Consider the following 20,854-nt stretch of genomic DNA (forward strand, 5'->3'; position numbering starts at 1 on the left):
CCATGGGTGACGGTCTCGCGCTCAGCTACGTCGTGCCGGCGCACAACAGCACGAGCACGATCGAGCGCACGCTCGACGAGCTGGACTCGCAGCTAGCCGACATGGGCGATGGGGCCGCCGAGATCCTGGTGGTGGAGAACGGATCCAGCGACGGCACGCTGGAGCTGGCCCGCCGTCTGGAGAGCGAGTGGGCCGGCAAGACCCCGCTGCGCGTGCTCACCTGCGAGAAGGGCCTCGGCAACGCGCTGCGCGAGGGCATTCTCGCGAGCAAGGGAAACCGCGTGTTCCTCGGCGCGGACGACCTGCCGTTCGGATTCGGCGACCTGGACGCGGCGCTCGAACTGGACGGCGACACCGTCCCGGTCGTGGTCGGATCGAAGGCGCACCGCGACTCGGTGGTGGACCGGTCGATGTTGCGCGACGTCATGACCTTCGGCTTCCGCGTGCTGCGCTGGCTCATCCTGGGTATGCGCACCAAGGACCCGCAGGGCACGTTCATCCTCGCCGGCGATTGGGCCCGAAGCACCGCGCCGGACCTGCTGGAGTCGGGATTCCTGTTCACCACCGAGCTGGCCTACGTCGCCGAGCGCGCTGGGATCAAGCCGGTCGAGGTGCCGGTTTCGTTGCGCACCAACCATTCCGAGCACGGCAGCCGGATCAGGGTGAGCGACGTGTGGCGCATGGGCGCGGGCCTGTTCGTACTCCGGAAACGACATCGGCGCGCGCGACGATCCGTCTGACATGACGCGTCACGTGGTGGTGATCGGCGGCGGCATCCTCGGTCTCGCCGTCGCCAACGAGCTGTCCACCCGCGGTATCCGGATCACGATGCTGGAGAAGGAAGACCGCTGGGCCGCGCACCAGAGCGGGCACAATTCGAACGTCGTGCACGCCGGGCTGTACTACAAGCCCGGCTCGGCCAAGGCGCGGATGTCGGTGCGCGGCAACAAGTCCATTGTGGACTTCGCGCGGAAGCACGATGTGCCCGTCGAGGTGTGCGGCAAGCTGGTCGTCGCCACCTCGGAGTCCGAACTGCCGGCGCTGACGGTGCTCGCCGAACGCGCCGAGGCCAACGGTGTGCCGGCGCGGATGATCGGGCCGGACGAGGCGCGCGAGTTCGAGCCGGAGGTCGCCTGCGTGCGGGCGCTGCGCGTGGAGTCCACCGGCATCATCGACTTTCCGGCCGTCTGCGACGTGCTCGCCCGGCAGCTCGCCGAGGCGGGCGCGGACCTGCGGCTGTCCACCCCGGCGGTGGCGATCCGGCAGCGCGGCACCGGCGTCGAGGTGTCCACAATGGACGGTTCGGTGCTGGCGGACGCGCTGGTCAACTGTGCCGGGCTGCACAGCGACCGGGTTGCCCGGCTGGCCGGACTGACGCCGCGCGCACGGATCGTGCCGTTCCGCGGCGAGTACTTCACACTGCGGCCGGACCGCTCGCACCTGGTGCGCGGGCTGATCTATCCGGTACCCGATCCGACGCTGCCGTTCCTCGGCGTGCACCTGACCCGGATGCTGGACGGTTCGGTGCACGCCGGGCCGAACGCCGTGCTCGCGCTGCGCCGTGAGGGGTACCGGTGGCGCGCGTTCTCCGGGCGGGACGTGCTGGACGTCGTGCGCTTCCGCGGCACCTGGAAGCTGGCCCGCCGGTTCGCCCGCACCGGGTACCACGAGGTGCGAAGGTCGTTGTCCCGCAAGCGTTTCGCGGCCAGCCTGGCCCGGCTGGTACCCGCCGTCCGTGCCGAGGATCTGGTGCGCGCGGACGCCGGCGTGCGCGCCCAGGCGCTGCTGCCGGACGGCTCGCTGGTCGACGACTTCCTGATCGAGACGGCGCCGCACCAGGTGCACGTGCTCAACGCGCCCTCCCCCGCGGCGACCAGCTCACTGGAGATCGCCAAGCACGTCGCCGACCAGGTACTCGCCTAGCTGCCGCGTACTTTTGCGGGAAAAAGTACGGACGCATATCAGCAGCCTCAGGTCAAACCCGCTATCCACAGGCCGCTGACCTGCGCACCTGCGTTTCGCGGCCCGGACGACCACGTGAAAAGCGCGTACTTTAGCCCGCTAAAGTCCCACGGCCCAGGCGGTGCGGGCGGGGGCGGCGGGGTCGTCCACGATCGTCCACTCGGTGTCGATGCGCATGACTGATCGGCTGTCGGCCGTGTAGGGCTTCCAGCCTGGGTCACCTGTGGTGGCGAAGTCGACCCAGGCTTTGTGTACGCGCGTGGCGAGTTCGTAGGGCGGCTCGTCGCCGATGAAGCCGTCCGGCCCGCCGAGGTCGGGCCCGTCCAGGGCGTCGAACACGAACGGGATCTCCAGCGTGTGCGCCGCGCCCAGGGTGCCGCCCACCGCGGGCGACCGCCAGGCGAACTCGAAGGCGTACGTGCGCCCACCCGCCGACGCGTGCGCGTCGGCCACTCCGAGCGTCTGCAGCCGAAAGCCCTGGTCGGTCAGCATCGCGGACATCATCTGCCCCGGCGTGGCGTCCGGGAGCATCGCGCGGTACGCGGCGATCACCTTCTCCGGCGACGAATGCACGCGCGCCACCCGCGCGGCCACCCGCTCGTCGGTGAACTTCTCCACCAGCCCGGTGGACACCAGCCACAGGTTCATCTCGTCGGCGGTGTACCCGGCCAACAGGTCGATCCCGGCCGCGGAACCGGCACTGATCGCGTCGACCGGCGCGCCGGTGATCAGCTCGCCGTCCACCGCGGGCCAGTACTGCGTCGTGGAGTGCAACTCCTGCGCGCCGTCGATGCCGCTGATGTCCACCGACCGGGGATTGATCGCGGTGAGCAGCTGCGCCTCGAGCACCTTGTCCTGCGACACGGAGGCGAACCCGTCCCGGGTCGGCGGCACGCCGAGGACGCCGGCGAGCGCGGCGGCGACCCGCTCGGAGTAGCGCGGATCGGCCACATAGGACATTCCACTTTGGACGATCGCGCGCTGGAAGAGTCCTTGTGCCGCAGGGGATGCCAGAAAATCGATGATGCTGATTCCGCCGGCGGACTCGCCGAAGACGGTGACGTTGTCCGGGTCGCCACCGAACGCGGTGATGTTGTCCCGCACCCACCGCAGCGCCAGCAACTGGTCGCGCAGCCCGACGTTCGTGTCGCCGCCGGGCAGCGTCAGGAAGCCCTCCGGCCCGAGGCGGTAGTTGAGCGTCACCAGCACCACACCGTCGCGCGCGAACGAGGTGCCGTCATACGCCGTGGCCGATCCGCCGCCGCCCAGGAACGCCCCACCGTGGATGAACACCATCACCGGAAGGCCACCGGCACCGGACTCGGGCGTCCACACGTTCACCGTCAGACAGCCGTCGCCGCGCACCCAGCCCGGCGCGGTCGGCCGCATGTCGACCTTGGGGAACACCACCCGCATCGCCTCGACCGGAGGCTGCGCCGCGGTGGGCCCGAACTCGACCGCGTCGCGCACGCCGTCCCAGGGTTGCGCCGGCACCGGCGCGCGGAAGCGCAGGTCACCGACGGGCGGCGCGGCGTACGGGATTCCCTTGAACGACACCACGCCGGCGTCGCGCGCGCCCCGCACGCGGCCGCTGGTCGTGCGCACCTCGACACCGGTCATGCCGTCCACGTTAACGGCTCGCGTCGGCGTTGCGTTGACGTCGGCGGCAAGGTTTAGCGTCGGGTCATGAGAATCGGCGAGTTGGCGCAGCGGTCGGGCACAACCACGCGGGCGCTGCGGTACTACGAGTCGCAGGGCCTGCTCCGGTCCCGCCGCACCAGCAACGGCTACCGCGAGTACGACGAGACGGCGGTGCGCGTCGTGCGGGAGATCCGCACGCTGGTGACCATCGGCTTCCGGCTCGAGGACACCCGACCGTTCGTGGAGTGCCTGTTCGCCGGGCACGAATCGGGCGACGCGTGCCCCGACTCGGTGGCCACCTACCGCCGCAAGCTCGCCGAGATCGACGCCTGCATCGACGAGTTGCGGGCCGCCCGAGCCACGATCAGCGACGCGATGGCGCAGGCCGTCGCACGAAGGGAAACCACATGCCGAGCATGCTGCCCGTGACCGACGAGACGTTCGCCGCCGAGGTGCTGGCCAGCGAGAAGCCGGTACTCGTGGACATCTGGGCGACCTGGTGCGGACCGTGCCGGATGGTCGCGCCCGTGGTTGAGCAGATCGCCGCCGAGCACGCCGATTCGCTGCGCGTGGTGAAGCTGAACTACGACGAGAACCCGCGCGTGGGCCGCGACTACCAGGTGATGAGCGTGCCGACGCTGCTGCTGTTCCGCGACGGCGAGGTCATCCGCACGATCGTCGGCGCCAAGCCCAAGGCCGCGCTGCTGCGCGAACTCGAAGCGGTGCTCTAGACGGCTGCTGAACAACGTCGTGCTGTCTGAAACTTAGCGATCGCTCCGTTCATGTTTTGCGTACTTTAGCCCGCTAAAGTCCATCAGCCACGGAGAAAGCCCAGGTCGACCAAGATCATCAGGGCGTGGGGAACGTGAGGGTGATGCACCGACGGGCCCAACGTGGAGGTGGGCCACCACCCTCGCGGCCTTGTTCAGCGCACTCCTAGACGGGTTCGAGGACGTCGCGGCCGAGGTAGGGGCGCAGCGCCTCGGGCACCCGCACCGAGCCGTCCGACTGCTGGTGGGTCTCCAGGATCGCGACGATCCAGCGGGTGGTGGCCAGCGTGCCGTTCAGCGTGGCCGCGATCTGCGGCTTGCCGTTCTTGTCCCGGTAGCGCACGTTGAGCCGGCGCGCCTGGAACGTGGTGCAGTTCGACGTGGAGGTCAGCTCGCGGTAGGTGCCCTGGGTCGGAATCCACGCCTCGCAGTCGAACTTCCTGGCGGCCGAGGTGCCGAGGTCACCGCCCGCGGTGTCGATCACCCGGTAGGGCACCTCGATCTTGGCGAGCATCTCCTCCTCCCAGGCCAGCAGCCGGGCGTGCTCCGCCTCGGCCTCCTCTGGCCGGCAATAGGTGAACATCTCGACCTTGTCGAACTGGTGCACGCGGATGATTCCGCGGGTGTCCTTGCCGTACGAGCCGGCCTCGCGCCGGTAGCAGGACGACCAACCGGCGTACCGCTTCGGCCCGCCGGACAGGTCCAGGATCTCGTCGGAGTGATAACCGAGCAGCGGCACCTCCGAGGTGCCGACCAGGTAGAGGTCGTCGTCGCGCAGCCGGTACACCTCCGAGGAGTGCGCGCCGAGGAACCCGCCGCCGTCCATGATCTCGGGGCGCACCAGCGACGGCGTGATCATGAGGGTGAAGCCGTTCGCCGCCGCCTGCGCCGCGGCCATGCTGAGCAGCCCGAGTTGCAGTTGCGCACCGACGCCGGTGAGGAAGTAGAACCGTGAGCCGGACACCTTGGCGCCGCGCTCGATGTCGATCGCGCCGAGCCGCGTGCCGAGGTCCAGGTGGTCCAGCGGCTCGAAGTCCAGCGTCTTCGGCTCGCCGACCGTCTTGAGCACCACGTAGTCGTCCTCGCCGCCGGCGGGCGCCTCGGGGTGCACGATGTTCGGCACGAGCCGGTGCAGCTCTGCCAGTTCCGCCCCGGCCGAGGACTGCTCCGCCTCCGCGGCCTTGACCTCGGCGGCGAGCGCCTTTCCCTTGGCCAGCAAGGCTTCCCGCTCCTCGCCTTGCGCCCGGCCGACCTGCTTGCCGAACTGCTTCTGCTCGGCGCGCAGGGTGTCCGCGCGCAGGATCGCGGCACGGCGCTTCTCGTCGAGGGACAGCAGCGCGTCGATGACGGAGGCGTCCTCGCCGCGCGTACGCTGCGAGGTGCGAATCAGGTCCGGGTCTTCGCGCAGTGTCTTGAGGTCGATCACGGCTGGTCAGCCTAGTCGGCCACGCCCCGCGCGTTCGACCCAATACCCCAGCACGGCCAGCGCGACCATCTGGCAGGCCACCGAGAAGATCACCAGCGCCGACACCGACCACGCGTAGAGCACTCCGCCCAGCACACCGCCGACGGCTGTCGCCACACCGAGGACCACGGCGAACACGGCGCCACGAGCGGCCCGCAGCCTCGACTCCAGCACACCGAGCGCGATCCCCCAGGACAGCACGCCGATCACCGCCAGGGCCGTGGACGAGGAGAACCCGAGCACCGGCACGAGCACGGCTACCGGCGGCAGCGCGAGCAGTGCACGCGGACCCCAGCGGTGCGACGCCAGCCCGGTGAGCAGCGCGCCGGCGTAGGTCAGCGGCGCGACGGCCGGGGCGAGCAGGCCGGTGCGCACGGCGTGGAAGGACAGCAGCCCGAACCCGGCCAGCCCGAGTGCGGACACGCCGGCGAACACCAGGTGCGACAGGGGAACGTGCGGCAAGTCCTTGCGCCACAAGGAGATCGGGTGCCGCCGGGCCATCGCGAGCACGATCAGCGGCTCGCCGGCCGCGGTGACCACGCCGGCGAGGACCGCACCCGCGCCGACGGAGGCCAGCAGCGGGCCGGCCACCGAATAGGCGAGCAGTGCGGCCACCCCGACGCCGACCGTCACGCGGGCGGCGGCTCGGCGCGGATCAGCGGTCAGGAGCCCAGTTCCCGCACGAAGTCGGTGATCACATTGGCCAGCCGGTCGCCGGCGTCCTCCTGCACGAAGTGCCCGGCGCCGGTGATCGTCGGGTGCTCCCGCCCGGCCGCACCCGGCATGGTGCGCTGAAGGATCGGCGCCATCGCACCGGTGATCGGGTCGCCGTCGGAGAACGCGCACAGGAACGGGATATCCAATGTGGACAGACGCACCCAGGCCGCGCGGTTGGCCTCGCTCGCCGGGTCGTCCGGCCGGTTCGGCACCAGCGTCGGCATCACCCTCGGCGCCACCGTGTAGCTCCGGTCCGGGAACGGCGCGGCATAGGCGGCCAGCGCCTGTTCGGACAACGGCGTGCGACAGCCGGCCTGCACGAACCGTCCGACGTCCAGCGTCTCCGCGGTGGCGACCACGTCGCGGAACATCTCCCAGGCCTTCGGCATGCGCTGATCGCCCGTCGGCAGGCCGGTGTTGGCCGCGACCACGCCGGCGAACCGCTCGGGGTGCTCGGCCACCAGCCGCAGCCCGATCAGGCCGCCCCAGTCCTGGCCGACCAGCGTGACCGCATTGAGGTCGAGCACATCGAACGCGAGCGCCCGGATCCACTCGACGTGCCGCGCGTAGGTGTGGTCGCCCGCGTCGGCCGGCTTGTCCGAGCGGCCGAAGCCGACCAGGTCCGGTGCGATCGCGCGCAGGCCGGCGTCGGCCAGCACCGGCAGCATCGACCGGTACAGATAGGACCACGTCGGCTCGCCGTGCAACAGCAGCACGACCGGCCCGTCGGCCGGACCCGTTGCCACGTAAGCGATCCGCAGCGTGCCACCGTCCTGAGTGGACACGTCGGCGTACCGCGGCTCGTAGTCGAAATCCGCGAGTCCGGCGAACCGTTCCTCAGGCGTCCGAAGGAGACGCACTCGATCAGACGACGGGGGCCGGCGCGAAGACCTGCGGGTCGAAGATCGCGACCGCGACGATCGCGCCCAGCGCGAGGTGCACGGCGGCGACCACGATGGTGGCCGGCGCGAACTTCTCGCTCTCGATGGTGCCGCCCACGTCGATCTTGGTCAGCCACTCCAGCGAGCGCACGGCCAGCACCTGCACGATGATGCCGAGCAGGCCGAACACCAGCGACTTGATCAAGCCGGCGGTCAGGTCGTAGCCGGAGCTCATGATCGCGGTCACGATGATGAACGCCATGCTGAGCATTCCGGAAGCGGTCACGATCACCGCGTTCGGCTTGCCCGACCGCACCAGCTCGTTCAGCTTGCCCGGGGTGGTCCAGTCGATGGCGTAGAAGCCACCGAACATCAGGACCAGCCCGACGATCGCGTACAGGGCGATCGCGCCGATGCCCTTTCCGAGGTCGGAGCCGAAGTTGTCCGGCAGCGCGACGACAGTCGTCGCGGCGAGCTCAGTGATCACAGGTCCTCCTGGCCTAGCGGAAAAGATCCGGTTTGAGGTGGATTATCACGATTCGGGGATGCGGTGTGGGACGAACGCGGCACCGTCGTCGGTCACAAGGCCGGCCGTCTCTCTGATGCCGAGCCCGGCGGCGAGGTCGCCGACGATCCAGGCACCGAGTGCCGGCCGGTACCCGTCGAACTCGGGCAGCGGGTCGAACGCCTGGTAGACGTAGCCTTCCTCGCCGTACACGCCGCCGGTCTGGGTCTCATAGCCCGGCGCGACGATCTGGATGTTGGCACCCTCACGGCCCAGCCGCGGCTTGCGCACGTACTCGGTGAGCATGCCCGGGTCGTCCAGGAACGCCGGCAGCAGGTTCGGGTGGCCCGGGTACATCTCCCAGAGGACCGCCAGCAGCGCCTTGTTGGACAGCAGCATCTTCCACAGCGGCTCCAGCCAGAGCGTCTGCGGAAGGCTCGCCACGGCGTGCTTGCCGAACTCCTCGTCGACCACCCATTCCCACGGATACAGCTTCACGACCGTGTTCATCGGCGCTTCGCGGAGATCGACGAACCGCTTGAGCACCGGGTCCCAGCCGATCTCCTCGATGGCCAGGCCCACGGTGTCCATGCCGGCCTGGGCGGCCGTCTCCTGCAGGTACGCGGTGGTGATGTGATCCTCACCGGTCGCGTCGGCCGACGACCAGGTGAAGAACACCTCGTTGGACGGCAGCTTGTCGCCGATCTCGGTCCACCGCTCGACCAGCTTCTCGTGGATGGAGTTCCACTGGTCGTCGTCCGGGAACACCTCGGTCTTCCAGTGCCACTGGATCACCGCGGCCTCGAGCAGCGAGGTCGGCGTGTCGGCGTTGTACTCCAGCAGCTTGGCCGGACCGTTGCCGTCGTAGCGCAGGTCGAACCGCCCGTACACGTGCGGATCACTGCGCTTCCACGACTCGGCGATCTTCGGCCACACCCACTCAGGGATGCCGAAGTCCTTGTACCGCTCGGTGAGCACCACGTTGTCGACGGCTTCCAGGCACATCGAGTGCAGCAGCTCCACGTCCGCCTCGATGGACAGGATCTCGTCCATCGGGAACACGTAGTGCACCGACTCGTCCCAGTACTCGCGCATCTTCCCGGACGCGTCGCGCGCGGGCGTGCCGAAGACCAGGCCCTGCTCCTCGACCTTGCGCTGCCAGTCCGATCGCGGCTGCGAGCGTTCTCGACGCAACTCAGGAGCCCCCGCTCTTCCCACTGCTGCCGCTGCTCTTGACGCCGAACCCGCCACGCTGGATCGTCTTGCCGGACCCGGAGGTCTTGATCGTCGATCCGCTCGGCTTGCTGTACGAGCTCTTGTAGTTCGGCACGGACTGGCCGGGACTGTAGCGGTTGTTGCCGTAGCTGTGGTGGTACGACGGCCCGCCGAACCCACCGATGAAGAAGAAGCCGCCACCACTGTCGTAGTGGCCGCCGGAGCTTCGGATGTAGCTCTCGTCGCAGTACTTGTCGTCGACGGCCTGGCCGGTCTTGTCGTCCACGCAGGTCGCGTACACCTCGTCCGGCTCGAGCGCGTTGTAGCTCGTGGCGACCAGCGCGACGAGGCCGACCGTGACACCGCTGCCGATCATGATCCGGCGGCGGGTGGTCGACTTCTTCTCTTCCGCGCTCACCACCGCGAGGCGGGCGTCCCGCTCCTCGCGTTGGATCGCCCGCTCGCGCGCCCGCTGCTCGGCGACGGTCGGCTGGCGCGCCTGCGTCGTATCAGCGTCCTGGAAGCTGATCGAACCGCGACGTGGCGGCTCGCCGCTGCTTGCATCGGTGTCGCCCTGCTGCTCCTCAGGCACACCGTTCGACTTGTCGTCAGTCATGAACCACTCCCGGCGGGGACAGTACCGATCTCAGCGCGTCCGCGTGGCCGACTTGTCCCGATCGCAACACACATACTGTCCCAATCTCCACACTGTTGGCACACCGGACACCACTGCAGGCCGTCCGAGGCTCGGCACGGCATCATGGAATAGATGTCTCGAACCGGCGAGTGGTTTCGTTCCGACGACAACACCACGCGAACGCGCCTTCTGATGGTGGGCGCGTTCGCCGGCGCGCTCGTCGTACTCACGCTCAGCGTGCTGTTCTCCTGGCCGGCCGATCTGCGTGCCGAGCAGCCGATCGACGACGCGCAGTCGGCCGCGCAGCGGGAGTCGAGGCTCGCCGCCGAGGCGTTCGACTCGCCGCCGGGCAGTTGTCTGCAGTGGGCCCGGCCGGACGCCCGCGACATGCACAAGGTCGACTGCGCGCAGCCGCACGTGTTCGAGGTCACTGGTGTGGTCGACGTGTCAGCGGACCACGGGCCGGACGCGGACCCGCCGGCGCCCGAGCAGTGGCGCCTGATCGCGCAGAGCAACTGCACCGCCGGCGCGAGCGCCTATCTCGGCGGCAAGCTCGACCCGTTCGGCACGTTCAGCGTGAACGCGCTGCGGCCGCCGGACGACAAGTGGCGCGGCGGGGACCGCAAGGTGCGCTGCGGGTTGCAGCGGTCCAGTTCGCTGCCGGGCCGGGCCGCCGGCCAGGACCAGTCGAACGTGCACCCGCCGGGCACCTGTCTCGCGCTGGTCGGCAAGACCGTCGGCGACCCGGTCGACTGCCGCGACGCGCACGCCTACGAGATCGTCGGGATCGCGGACCTGTCGGTGCTCGGGCCGGCGTACCCGCAGATCGGGAAGCAGCACGAGAAGCTGGCCGAGGTGTGCCAGCAGATCGTCGCGCAGTACTCGAACAACGCCGATCTGTCCACGATGAAGCTGATCCTCAGCTGGGACACGCTCGCCGAGGAGAGCTGGAACATCGGCTCCCGCAAGGTCGACTGCAAGGTCGGGGCGAGGCTGTCGGACGGCAGCGGGCTCGCCCCGGTCAGCGGGAGCCTGAAGGCGGCGACCGGTCCGCCACCGCCGGCCGGCACCCCGCCCGTGCCGCCGACGACCGGACGGTGATGCCGTGCCGGTCGACATGACGCGGGCGCGGTTCGAGGAGCTGGTCAGCGAGTCGCTCGACCTGATTCCGGCTGAGCTGGCCAAGGCGATGGACAACGTCGTGGTGCTCGTGGAGGACCGCGATCTCGAGGACCCGACGCTGCTCGGGCTGTACCACGGCATCGCGCTCACCGAGCGGTTGTCCAGCTACGGCGGGGTGCTGCCGGACCGGATCAGCATCTACCGCGAGCCGATCCTCGCCATGTGCGACACCGAGGAGGACGTCGTCGAAGAGGTGGCGATCACGGTCGTACACGAGATCGCACACCACTTCGGCATCGACGACGACCGACTCCACGAACTCGGCTGGGGCTAGCGACACCCGATCCATCCACAAGGGCCGTCTTATCCACATGTCGATCAAGCCACCTCGCCCGACCACCACCCGCCGATACAATGGCCATCGGACCGCCCCCCGAAGGTGGGGTGGGCGGGGGGTGCAGTGGGCACCCCAGGTACGGCGAAAAACGTTGGGGCGCAACAGGTTTAGCGGGCTCAGGTCGGGGTTGGACGGCTCAGGCGCGCTCCACGACGTCGGCGGCCGCGCTGGCTCCTCCGGCTGCGGCGATCTCCTCGCGCATCGCCTTCAGGTTGGCCGCGATCGTGGCGTCGGAGGACACGTGCAGCACCGCCTCGCGCAGCTTCTCCGGCGTGACGTCCTCGGCCGCGACGTGCGCGCCCAGCTCGAGCTCGGCCAGCCGGTGACCGTTCATGAACTGGTCCACCGCCTGCGGCACGGCCACCATCGGCACCCCGAAGGTCAGCCCCTCCATGGTCGATCCCATGCCGGCGTGCGTGATGAACGCGCTGGCCTGCTGGAGCACCCGAACCTGCGGAACCCGTTGCACCACCTCGAAATTCGACGGCACCTCGCCCAGCGCGGACGGCTCGATGAACCGGCCGACCGACAGCAACACGTGCCAGTCCAGGTCGGCGAACGCGGTGACACAGTCGCGGTAGAAGTCCAGCCGGTCGGTGTACGCCGAGCCGAGCGAGATCAGCAGCACCGGCCGGTCGTCCGGCGCGGTCCAGTCACCCTGGTGCGCCCGGTCGTCGATCAGCGGGCCGACGAAGGTGTACCGGTCGGCGACCTTGTCCCCATGAAGCTGCCAGGTGCGCGGCAGCGCCACCACGCACCGCCTCGGTTTCCCGAGCACCTCGTCACGGGTGATCGAAACCCCTTGTGCGGCAAGGAAATCGTCGAACTCGCGGTGCACGGCCGCGAGTGCCGGCGACGGCTCGCCGTCCATGCCGAAGTCCTCTTCGAACCCCTCGTAGGCGACGAACGTCGGCGAGAGCTGGATCGCCGGAATGCCCCACTTGTCTCCGAGGATCGGCGCGGCGAACCCGCCGATGTCGTAGACGAACACGTCCGGGCGATCGTCGTTGTACGCCGCCTCGATCGTGTCGAACGTCGCGAAGCACTCGTCGGTGAACAGCTTCAAGCCGCCGGCCTCGTCCTCGGGCCAGTCGGAGTTCGGATCGTTGTCCGACGGGAAGGTCGACTCGTAGAGCACCGGCGTCGCGCCGGCCGCGGTCACGGTGCCGGCGAACTCGTCGTTGATCGTGTAGGTGACCCGGTGTCCGCGCCTGGTCAGCTCGGCGACCAGGGCGAGGCTGGGGTTGACGTGACCGTGCGCCGGCACGGACACGAACGCGATGTGCTTGTGTTCCACGGGTTCAGGCTTCCACCAGCTCGCGGCGCAGCAGGTCCAGCCCCATCGGCCCGAGGTCCAGGGCGTCGCGGTGGAACTCCTTGAGGTCGAACGCGCTGCCCTCCCGGCGCCGGACCGCGTCCCGCGCCGCCAGCCACACCCGCTCGCCGACCTTGTAGGCGATGGCCTGCGCCGGGCGGCCGAGGTAGCGGTCGATCTCGTAGTTCACGAACGCCGCCGAGTCGCGGCCGCAGTGCAGCGCGAGGAACTCGCGGCCCAGCTCGGCGTTCCATCGCTCCCCTTCGTGGAAGCCCGTGCCCGCGGGGATCGGCAGCTCCAGGTGCAGGCCGATGTCCAGCACGACCCGCGCGGCGCGCAACTGCTGACCGTTGGCCAGCATGCCGAGCCGGTGCGCCGGCTCGCGGTAGAAGCCCAGCTCGTCCATCAGCCGCTCGGCGTACAGGCCCCAGCCCTCGGCGTGCCCGGGGTGCAGTTCACTGGACAGCCGCTGGAACCGGTTGAGCCGGCTGGTGTTCAGCGTGGTGACGCCGAGCTGCAGATGGTGACCGGGCACGCCCTCGTGGAACATCACGCCGGGGACCGTCCAGGTCGCCGCGTCCGGTCCGCTCTCCGGCACCGACCACCACACCGTGCCCGGCCGGGACAGGTCCTCGGCCGGGGCGTAGTAGTAGATGCCCGACTCGGTCGGCGGGATCCGGCAGTCGATGCGCCGCAACGCCTCCGGGATGTCGAAGTGCACGCCGTCCAGGTCGGCGATGGCCTGGTCGGCGAGTTCCTGCAGGTAGGCGCGGAACTCCTCGGCACCGGAGATGCGGTACGCCGGATCGGCGTCCAGCGCCGCGGTCACCTCGGCGACGCTCGCGCCCGGGCGGATCTCCCCGGCGATGGCGGCCATCTCCGCCTCGATCCTGGCCAGCTCCTCCCAGCCCCAGGCGTAGGTCTCCTCCAGGTCGAGCCGGGTGCCCAGGTAGTCGCGCACACCGAGCGCGTACCGGTCGCGCCCCAACGCGTCGCGCTCCGGCGCGATCGGCATCAGCACGTCGCCGAGGTACCCGGCGAGATCGGTCAGCGCCTGGTTGGCGTGGGCCACCGCGTCCCGCACCCGCTCGTCCGGCGCCCCGTCGGCCAGGCCACTCAGGTAGGCGGGAGCGTTCATGCAGGCCTGGACGTTGCGCCGGACCTGCCGCCGCGCGGCCACCAGTCCGTCGCCGCGGGCCACCTCCAGGCCGGCACGCACCTGGGTCAGCGCGTCCGGCAGGCCCAGCAGCCGCGAGTGCATGACCTCCCACGGCGTCTCGGCGCCCTGGTCGAGCAGCTCGATCGCCTGTCGCAGCAGGTTGATCGGGCCCTCGGTGGTGTCCAGCAGGGTCGCCCGCGCCCGCGACTCGGCCAGCGCGATCTCGGTCTCCAGCCGCTCGCGCAGCATCGCCTCGGCGATCCGGTCGGCGGCGGTCACCTCGCCGGGCGGACGCGCCGCCGCGATCTCGTCGAGTTCGGCGAGCGTGCGGCGCCGCAGTTCGGTGCGCGCGGCGTCGCCGTCGGGGCCGTAGTCGGTGAGGCGCGCCTCCTGCCCGGCGATGCCCATCGTGGCCGCCATGCACGGGTCCAACGCCGCGAGGTCGTCCACGTAACGGTCGGCGAGTGCGGTCAAGGTCGACATATAGCCAGGCTATACGTTAGCGGATCACCACGGGAAGATCGATCCACGACGCGGCGGCCCGGTCGTGGTGCACCTCGTAGACCCCGCCGAGAAGGCTCGTCGCGGTGGTCGGCGGCGGTATCAGGTGCGGCACGTCGCCGGTCCCGACGGTCACCCGCAGCCGGTGGCCGGCCGGCAGGGTGGCGAACACCGGCCGCACCTCGATGTCGTAGCGGGTGAGCTTTCCCGGCGTGACCGGCTGGCGCGAGTCGGCGGTGAGCCGGTGGTACGGCATCGACGGCCAGCTCTTCGCCGGGTCGGTGGCACGCATCGACCCGAGCAGCGCGCCGCCGCTCAGTTCGACCGCTTTCCCGTCCGGGGCAACGGATTCCAGCCGCACCACGAACATCGTCTCGCGCTGGGTGGACCTCGCGTGCACGGTCAGCCCGACCGGGCCAGCCAGCCGCATCGGCCCGGCTAGCGGATCGGTGGTGTACGACAACTCCAACGGCTTGGGCAGTTCGATCGCCGGCCGCTCGTCCACGCACGGGATCGTGCGGCCGGCGGCGTGTGCCGGGCCGGAGAACAGCCCGGCGGCGAACTGGTCGATCGAGCGCCCGCACGGGTTGGACAGCCCGGTGAACACCAGCGTGTCCGGTTTCTCTTGTGCCGCAGGGGGTTGCGGGCTCAGCCGGTCACCGGCACGAAGGTGCAGCCGGCTGGTCGTATCGGGGTCGACCGGGTAGGTCGCGGCCTCGTAGCGCGCGCCGCCCGGCTCGATCACCCGCAGCGGCGTGCGGGTGCCGGTGACGCCGGTGTCGATGCCCTTGAGCCAGTGGTCGAACCAGCGCAGTTGCAGCTCGTCGAGGTTCGCGCCAGCGCCGATCTCGCCGTGCGTCCACGGGCCGAACAACATCTGGTACTTCGGCGAAACCCGTTGTCCGGCAACCATTGGCGCGTGCACCGGGCGGCCGGCGGCGGCGTTCTGCAGTCCACTGTAGACAAGCGGCATGCCACGCTGGAACACGTCGTACATGCCGCCGACACCGAACACCGCGACATCGTTCTCCACGATCTTGGACAGCACGTTCACCGGCGCGCGCTCGCGCCAGTACGGGCCGTCGAACCGGCGCGGGCCGTCCCGCAGCACGTCCAGGAGCGTGGCGCCCTCGAACGCGCCGACCTGCGCGAGGTGCCGCAGGAACAGGTTCAGCGCGTCGATCGGGTCGGTGTACCGCTCGGCCAGCGGGGTGAGTGTGCGGGTGCCCGTGTAGGCCAGGAGAAGCCCGATCGAGGACTCCAGGTTGATCGCGCCGCCGCTGACGAACAGGTCACGGTACGGGTCGGCGGAGGCGGACATCGGGAAGATCGCCTTCAGCGGCGAGCCCTTGCCGACCGCCGCCGCCGCGAAGAGCTGGTCGATCGCCAGGTAGGAGTGCCCGAGCAGGCCGACCTTGCCGGTGGACGCCGGCAGCCGTGCGGCCCAGTCGATCACCTGGACGCTGGCCGCCGTCTCGTCCGGGCCGAACAGCTCCGAGTTTCCCTGCGAGCCGCCGGTACCCGGCACGTCGACCACGACGCCCAGATAGCCGCGCTTGATCAGGTACGGGTTGAGGCCGCCATGCCCTCCGGTGGCCCCGGCCGACATCGATTTGCCGTACGGCGTGAGCCCGACGACCACCGGGAACGGGCCGGGTGCGGGCTTTCCGGTCGCCGGGTCGGCCGGTGCGTGCACGTTGGCGCGCAGGATCGTGCCGTCGGCCAGGGTGATCGGCACGTCGCGGGTGATGGTGACGCCGTAGAGCTGGAGCGCCGCCTGCGCCGGCGAACCGGTGAGCAGGGAGGCGCCCAACAGGGCGGTGACCAGGGCTGTGAGCACGCGCCGCATGGGCGACCTCCCCGACGATGGCGTGAGGTCTATGTGAACACAGCTGTACGCTGACCTCAACCCTTCACGCAGAGCACCTGCTTGAGCTTTGCGACGACCTCGACAAGGTCGCCTTGATTGTTTAGCACCTCGTCGATGTTCTTGTAAGCGCCAGGGATCTCGTCGACCACGCCGGCGTCCTTGCGGCACTCGACGCCGGCGGTCTGCTCGACCAGGTCCTGCTCGGTGAACTGCTTGCGCGCCTTGTTGCGGGACATCCTGCGGCCGGCGCCGTGCGAGGCGGACTCGAACGACTCCGGGTTGCCCAGCCCGCGCACGATGTAGGAGCCGGTGCCCATCGAGCCGGGGATGATCCCCAGGTCGCCGCGACCGGCCCGGATCGCACCCTTTCGGGTGACCAGGACGTCCTCGCCGTAGTGGTGCTCCTCGGCGACGTAGTTGTGGTGACACGAGATCGGCTCGTCGAACGTGACGGCGTCGAACTGCTGCCGCAGCACGTCGCACACCAGGCGCGTCATGACCGCGCGGTTGCGGCGCGCGTAGTCCTGCGCCCAGTACAGGTCGTGGCGGTACTCGCGCATCTCGTCGGTCCCGGCGAGGAACACGGCGAGGTCCGGATCGGGCAGCTCGGCGTTGTGCGCGAGCGCGCGTGCGACCTCGATGTGGTGCTGTGCGAGGAGATTCCCGATGCCGCGGGAGCCGGAGTGCAGCATGATCCACACCTGGTCGTGCTCGTCAAGGCACACTTCGAGGAAGTGGTTGCCGCCGCCGAGCGTGCCCATCTGGTGCAGCGCTCTGTCCATTTTGGACTTCACGGCGGTGGTCAGCTGGTCGAAGCCGCGCCAGAAGGTGTCCCAGTCGTTCGCGTCTCCGTCGTTGAACACGGAGGCCTTGTGCATGCCGAACCCGACCGGCACGCGCGCCTCGATTCGCGAGCGCAGGTGGGCGAGGCTGGCCGGCAAGTCGTTGGCGCGCAACGACGTCCGCACCGCGGTCATACCGCAGCCGATGTCCACCCCGACGGCGGCCGGCGACACGGCGTCGCGCATCGCGATCACCGAGCCGACGGTCGCACCCTTGCCGAAGTGCACGTCCGGCATCACCGCGACGTGCTTGAACACCCACGGCAGCGCGGAGATGTTGCGCAACTGGCCCATCGCCTGGTCTTCGACCGTCTCCGGCCGAGTCCACATCTTGATGTCCACGCGCTCCCCGCGCACCGTCGTCGCACTCATGCCGTCCAGGCTAGATGTAAGAGCTGGTCGCCACGATTCTTTTAGTCAGCGAGCAAGGAGGACCGTCGTCACAGCCCTGCGCTGGCTTTGGTCATGGTCAACTCTATCGAGCACGTTCGAGTCGTAAGTCAGCTCACGTCGTAGCTCTGCCTGAGATACGACTCGGCCTTGGCTAGATCGTCCGAGTTGGTCAACCTCAACTCGAGATCACCCGTACCGAAGTGGCCAATGCCTCGGACATTCCTAGAAAAGCCCTGCTCGAGTTCGACGTCGTCCGGATTCACCTTCAAGTACACCAGCAGGTTCCGGCTCTGCGGATGAACTTCGACGCATGCGAAGTTCTTGATTCTCTTATAGGCGAAGTAGTTCTGCCTCGTGGTCATCTGTACGTCGTCACCAAATGCTGTGAGTTGGGCATCGAGATCAGCGTACAAGTTGGTCAGATCGGGCGACGCCTTCTTAAGGTTCTCGGTCACGGTGCGATCCCGGGACACCTTGCCCCTACCCCTTGGCGTCTCTGTCGTTGCCGACGAGGCCACGGTGACCGAGGTAAGCAACTCGAGGGCAAGAAGCTCGCCGTCGAAGTCTCGATATCTCACGAGCTCGATGTTGCGATTGTTCTGTTGGATCGCGTGTTCGTCATAGCGTGTGAAGTCTGCGGCGACACACACGAGCCGGGGGTTCGTCCAGTCGATCTGCTCCGATGGCTTCTCGCCAAGCTTCTTCATCACGAGCAGCGTGAACTCGGCCTGATGGTCGAGCAGCCAGTCCAAGTAGAAGAGGCCCTGGTTGATGACGTTCTCGTCACGTGACCGCTTGTACTCGAAGATGACGGGCGAGCCGGTTTCGTCTATGCCGAGTGAATCGATACGACCGCGATGCTTCTGACCGGTCCAGTATTCACTCTCCAGGAACTGAACGCCGAACAGCGTCTCCATGTTCGCCTCGATCACGTTCTGCAGCTTCCGCTCCAGCGCGACAGCGCTCGAAGCAAGCTCGTGTGCCTTTCCGTCGGCGATACGAAACAGCTTTAGATCACTCACAGGTGACCTTCTCCTCCCGTTCGGCCTTGGCGAGCTGAATTCGGCGTGTTCCGTGCGAGTCTCCTTGCGACCTCGTCGTCGTCCCCATGGGTCTTACCCTTCCCAGTTGATCTCCCCACCGCACGTTAGCCAGTTCTGCACAGGGTCAGCAACGCTGACTCGCGGTTCAGTCGCTCCTTGTTACCGAGGATCACCTGCCTGGTCTAATCGGCGCGTGGAGCGATTCAAGGTGTGGGTGGACAAGGTCTACGACGACAACGACGAGGAGGCGTACCGGACGATCTACTTCGCCTACCTCAAGGCGCGGGGACGGAGTACCGATCGCGGCGGCGAGGCGGACTTCGAGGCGTTGCCGGACGGCGGCTACCTGCTGCGCGACCGCGAGAACGAACTGCGCCTCGCCGACGACACCGATCGCGAGGCGTTCGTGGCCTACCTGGTCGAGCGCTGCTGCGGCAGCCGCTTCAAGGACATGGCCGAATGGGAGAACCGCATGCACGACGTCTTCATGGACGACCTGCGCTTCCTCTAACGCGCGGGAAACCGGTGCTCGTTGCGGTCGACCTTCGCCGCCGCCGCGGACAGCAGGTCGACGCCGAGGATGTCGGCCAGCCGGACCAGGTAGATGAACACGTCGGCGAGTTCGTCGGTCACCTGTTCCGCGCGTTCGGCGTCGTCCATCGCGTGCGCGGATTCGTCCGGGGTCAGCCACTGGAAATGCTCGATCAGCTCGCCGACCTCACCGGTCAGCGCCATGGCCAGGTTCTTCGGCGTGTGGAACGGTTCCCAGTCGCGGGCGCTCGCGAATTCGCGCAGTCGCACGGCCAGTTGCTCGATGGTCATGTGTTCAACGGTGCCGGAGAGCCGCGCAGCAGGGCGCGCGGGGTGACGGTCGAGCCGCCGGCGAGGAGGAGTCGGGCGGAAACGCCTTTGTCGAGGGTGTCGATCACGCGGCCGTAGATGACGATTTCCTTGACACACAAGGAGATCCGTTCGGTCCGGCCGTTGGCGTGCACCAGCTCGGTGAAGGTGTCGCCGACGTGGATCGGGCCGCTGTGACACCGGCCGGTCACCCGGATTCCGCCGCCCTCGGGCACCGGCCCGCCGGCCAGTTCGGCGAACTCGATCACTACGGCAGCAGGTGCGCGCGGCGCCAGATCTTGGTGGAACGGCCGCCGATCATGCCGACATCGCCCAGGAATTCCGTGATCTTCTCGCCCATCCACAGCCGGGTCGCCTGGTGGTGCGGGTTGCGGAGCGCCGCCCGGCGCCCCTCGGCGGGATCGATGCCGATCGACTTGTACACGTTCGGGTCGATGAGACTGTCCACGATCGCGAACCCGACCACGGCGGTCACCAGCCGGTGCAGCTCGAGTTTGGCCTTGCCCAGCGTCGGCATCAGCCGCACGAGTTCCTCGCGCGCGTACCGGACGTGTCGCGCCTCCTCCACCACGTGGATGCGGTTCACCATCCGGATCAGCGGCTGGATGTCCTCGGCGTCCATCATGGAGCGCTGCAACCGGTCGGTGATCTCCTCGGCGACCAGCACGCTGGCGAACATCGACGCACCGCCGGACACCGCCTTGAACGCGCGCGCCAGCTCGTGCACGACTCGCGGCGGCCCATACCGGGGCAGCCCGAACCGCTCGATGGCCTTGGCGAACATCACGATGTGCCGGGTCTCGTCGCCGATCTCGGTCAGCGCGTACTGGGCATGCGCCGTGCGCGGGTCCTTGTCGTAGACGTACCGGGCGAGCAACTGGATCAGCACGATCTCGAACCACAGCCCGACGCTCGCCACGCTGCCGATCTCGTGCTTGGACAGCTCGATCCGCTGCTCGGGGGTCAGGCGCTCCCAGATCTCCGTGCCGTACAAGGAGACCCGGTGCAGCGGCAGGTACGCCTTGCCCTCGGCGAGCGGCGCGTCCCAGTCGATGTCGATCTCGGGGTCGTAGGAGTTGCGCGCGGACGAGCTCAGCAGGCGCGCACCGGTCGCCTCGCGGTCCTTGGGGTCCAGCATGCGTGTCACGGTGGCCTCCGGGGTCGGCGTCCTTGCCTGACACCGAACATGTTACCGGCCGTAACACCTAAACGTCGAGTACCACTCCGCAGGCGGTGCACACGACCACCGGCTCGGGCTCGTCCTGCAGGTGGAGCACCTCGGCGAGCCGCTCGGCCCGGCACTCGAGGCACCACAGCAAGTCGTCGGACTGCTTGACCAGCGTCGCACTGCTCATGGGCGATCACCTCCGAAGCAACCCTCACGGTGACACGCCGAGGCCTCTGGTCCGGGCAGACACGCCGGAACCGTCGCCGCCCGGCCGACATCAGAAGGACCGAGGGCGCGACACAGTCCCTGCCCCGGTCGCTGGAGGGAGGCGGCCGGGGCAGTTCCATGTTTGCGCGAGTCCCGCGCTGGGACACGGTGAGTCCCGCGCTC

Annotated in this window: 23 protein-coding genes; 7 read left to right on the top strand and 16 right to left on the bottom strand. The window is 68.9% G+C overall.

Going from position 1 to position 20,854, the window contains the following annotated elements:
- Positions 1 to 2: 2 nt before the first annotated feature.
- Together EV193_RS05225 and lhgO are read left to right on the top strand one after the other, a co-directional pair.
- The gene (locus EV193_RS05225; RefSeq protein WP_130342745.1) at positions 3 to 740 is read left to right on the top strand and encodes a glycosyltransferase; all 738 of its coding nucleotides are present in this window, start codon (positions 3 to 5) and stop codon (positions 738 to 740) included.
- Between the two features lies 1 nt (position 741).
- Entirely contained in the window at positions 742 to 1,923 is a 1,182-nt protein-coding gene (lhgO, locus tag EV193_RS05230; protein WP_130342746.1) for an L-2-hydroxyglutarate oxidase, read from the top strand.
- A gap of 138 nt (positions 1,924 to 2,061) precedes the next feature.
- On the opposite strand, the gene EV193_RS05235 is transcribed toward lhgO, so the two are convergent.
- Complete coding sequence (locus EV193_RS05235; protein WP_130342747.1) at positions 2,062 to 3,582, bottom strand: carboxylesterase/lipase family protein; 1,521 nt, start codon at positions 3,580 to 3,582, stop codon at positions 2,062 to 2,064.
- A 66-nt stretch (positions 3,583 to 3,648) separates the two neighbouring features.
- On the opposite strand from EV193_RS05235, the gene EV193_RS05240 reads away from it, so the two are divergent.
- Both EV193_RS05240 and trxA read left to right on the top strand, forming a co-directional pair.
- A complete protein-coding gene (locus EV193_RS05240) occupies positions 3,649 to 4,032 on the top strand; it encodes a MerR family transcriptional regulator (protein WP_130342748.1) in 384 nt (127 codons plus the stop codon).
- Positions 4,011 to 4,334, top strand: coding sequence for a thioredoxin (gene trxA / locus EV193_RS05245; protein WP_130342749.1), 324 nt, complete (start codon positions 4,011 to 4,013; stop codon positions 4,332 to 4,334). Before EV193_RS05240 ends, trxA begins: the two co-directional genes overlap by 22 nt.
- A 205-nt stretch (positions 4,335 to 4,539) precedes the next feature.
- Here trxA and serS read toward each other — a convergent pair whose 3' ends face one another.
- Genes serS through EV193_RS05275 form a run of 6 tightly spaced genes read right to left on the bottom strand, consistent with a single transcriptional unit; the run spans position 4,540 to position 9,772 of the window.
- On the bottom strand, positions 4,540 to 5,799 hold the full coding sequence (gene serS / locus EV193_RS05250) for a serine--tRNA ligase (RefSeq protein ID WP_130342750.1): 1,260 nt from the start codon (positions 5,797 to 5,799) through the stop codon (positions 4,540 to 4,542).
- A gap of 6 nt (positions 5,800 to 5,805) precedes the next feature.
- On the bottom strand, positions 5,806 to 6,471 hold the full coding sequence (locus EV193_RS05255) for an MFS transporter (protein WP_130342751.1): 666 nt from the start codon (positions 6,469 to 6,471) through the stop codon (positions 5,806 to 5,808).
- A 29-nt stretch (positions 6,472 to 6,500) separates the two neighbouring features.
- Entirely contained in the window at positions 6,501 to 7,415 is a 915-nt protein-coding gene (locus EV193_RS05260; RefSeq protein ID WP_130342752.1) for a haloalkane dehalogenase, read from the bottom strand.
- A gap of 4 nt (positions 7,416 to 7,419) precedes the next feature.
- A complete protein-coding gene (locus EV193_RS05265; protein WP_130342753.1) occupies positions 7,420 to 7,923 on the bottom strand; it encodes a DUF350 domain-containing protein in 504 nt (167 codons plus the stop codon).
- Positions 7,924 to 7,968: 45 nt separating this feature from the next.
- Positions 7,969 to 9,135, bottom strand: coding sequence for a glutathionylspermidine synthase family protein (locus EV193_RS05270; RefSeq protein WP_130342754.1), 1,167 nt, complete (start codon positions 9,133 to 9,135; stop codon positions 7,969 to 7,971).
- 1 nt (position 9,136) lies between these two features.
- Positions 9,137 to 9,772, bottom strand: coding sequence for a hypothetical protein (locus EV193_RS05275; RefSeq protein ID WP_242613144.1), 636 nt, complete (start codon positions 9,770 to 9,772; stop codon positions 9,137 to 9,139).
- A gap of 153 nt (positions 9,773 to 9,925) precedes the next feature.
- Between EV193_RS05275 and EV193_RS05280 the strand changes: the two genes are divergently transcribed.
- The gene (locus tag EV193_RS05280; protein WP_130342755.1) at positions 9,926 to 10,894 is read left to right on the top strand and encodes a septum formation family protein; all 969 of its coding nucleotides are present in this window, start codon (positions 9,926 to 9,928) and stop codon (positions 10,892 to 10,894) included.
- Positions 10,895 to 10,898: 4 nt separating this feature from the next.
- Positions 10,899 to 11,249, top strand: a complete 351-nt coding sequence (locus EV193_RS05285; RefSeq protein WP_130342756.1) for a metallopeptidase family protein — start codon at positions 10,899 to 10,901, stop codon at positions 11,247 to 11,249.
- Between the two features lie 199 nt (positions 11,250 to 11,448).
- Here EV193_RS05285 and EV193_RS05290 read toward each other — a convergent pair whose 3' ends face one another.
- The 5 genes from EV193_RS05290 to EV193_RS05310 all read right to left on the bottom strand — a co-directional run bounded on the left by EV193_RS05290 (position 11,449) and on the right by EV193_RS05310 (position 18,414).
- On the bottom strand, positions 11,449 to 12,609 hold the full coding sequence (locus EV193_RS05290) for a macrolide family glycosyltransferase (RefSeq protein WP_130342757.1): 1,161 nt from the start codon (positions 12,607 to 12,609) through the stop codon (positions 11,449 to 11,451).
- A gap of 4 nt (positions 12,610 to 12,613) precedes the next feature.
- Complete coding sequence (locus tag EV193_RS05295) at positions 12,614 to 14,269, bottom strand: DUF885 domain-containing protein (protein WP_130342758.1); 1,656 nt, start codon at positions 14,267 to 14,269, stop codon at positions 12,614 to 12,616.
- A 16-nt stretch (positions 14,270 to 14,285) separates the two neighbouring features.
- Complete coding sequence (locus tag EV193_RS05300; protein ID WP_130342759.1) at positions 14,286 to 16,136, bottom strand: CocE/NonD family hydrolase; 1,851 nt, start codon at positions 16,134 to 16,136, stop codon at positions 14,286 to 14,288.
- 56 nt (positions 16,137 to 16,192) lie between these two features.
- Positions 16,193 to 17,371: an RtcB family protein gene (locus EV193_RS05305; protein WP_130342760.1), complete on the bottom strand. Its 1,179-nt coding sequence runs from the start codon at positions 17,369 to 17,371 to the stop codon at positions 16,193 to 16,195.
- A gap of 128 nt (positions 17,372 to 17,499) precedes the next feature.
- A complete protein-coding gene (locus EV193_RS05310; protein ID WP_130342761.1) occupies positions 17,500 to 18,414 on the bottom strand; it encodes a DUF5655 domain-containing protein in 915 nt (304 codons plus the stop codon).
- Between the two features lie 214 nt (positions 18,415 to 18,628).
- Between EV193_RS05310 and EV193_RS05315 the strand changes: the two genes are divergently transcribed.
- A complete protein-coding gene (locus EV193_RS05315; protein WP_130342762.1) occupies positions 18,629 to 18,946 on the top strand; it encodes a hypothetical protein in 318 nt (105 codons plus the stop codon).
- Here the strand turns inward: EV193_RS05315 and EV193_RS05320 are convergent.
- The 4 genes from EV193_RS05320 to EV193_RS33140 all read right to left on the bottom strand — a co-directional run bounded on the left by EV193_RS05320 (position 18,943) and on the right by EV193_RS33140 (position 20,651).
- A complete protein-coding gene (locus EV193_RS05320) occupies positions 18,943 to 19,257 on the bottom strand; it encodes a nucleotide pyrophosphohydrolase (protein ID WP_130342763.1) in 315 nt (104 codons plus the stop codon). The genes EV193_RS05315 and EV193_RS05320 overlap by 4 nt on opposite strands.
- Positions 19,254 to 19,544 (bottom strand): hypothetical protein, encoded by a 291-nt coding sequence (locus EV193_RS05325; RefSeq protein WP_130342764.1) that lies wholly within the window; start codon positions 19,542 to 19,544, stop codon positions 19,254 to 19,256. The genes EV193_RS05320 and EV193_RS05325 overlap by 4 nt, the downstream gene beginning before the upstream one ends.
- A complete protein-coding gene (locus tag EV193_RS05330; protein ID WP_130342765.1) occupies positions 19,544 to 20,434 on the bottom strand; it encodes an AurF N-oxygenase family protein in 891 nt (296 codons plus the stop codon). Before EV193_RS05330 ends, EV193_RS05325 begins: the two co-directional genes overlap by 1 nt.
- A gap of 67 nt (positions 20,435 to 20,501) precedes the next feature.
- Positions 20,502 to 20,651, bottom strand: coding sequence for a hypothetical protein (locus EV193_RS33140; RefSeq protein ID WP_165401235.1), 150 nt, complete (start codon positions 20,649 to 20,651; stop codon positions 20,502 to 20,504).
- Between the last annotated feature and the right edge of the window lie 203 nt (positions 20,652 to 20,854).

This window comes from Herbihabitans rhizosphaerae, from assembly GCF_004216555.1.
GTDB lineage: Bacteria > Actinomycetota > Actinomycetes > Mycobacteriales > Pseudonocardiaceae > Herbihabitans > Herbihabitans rhizosphaerae.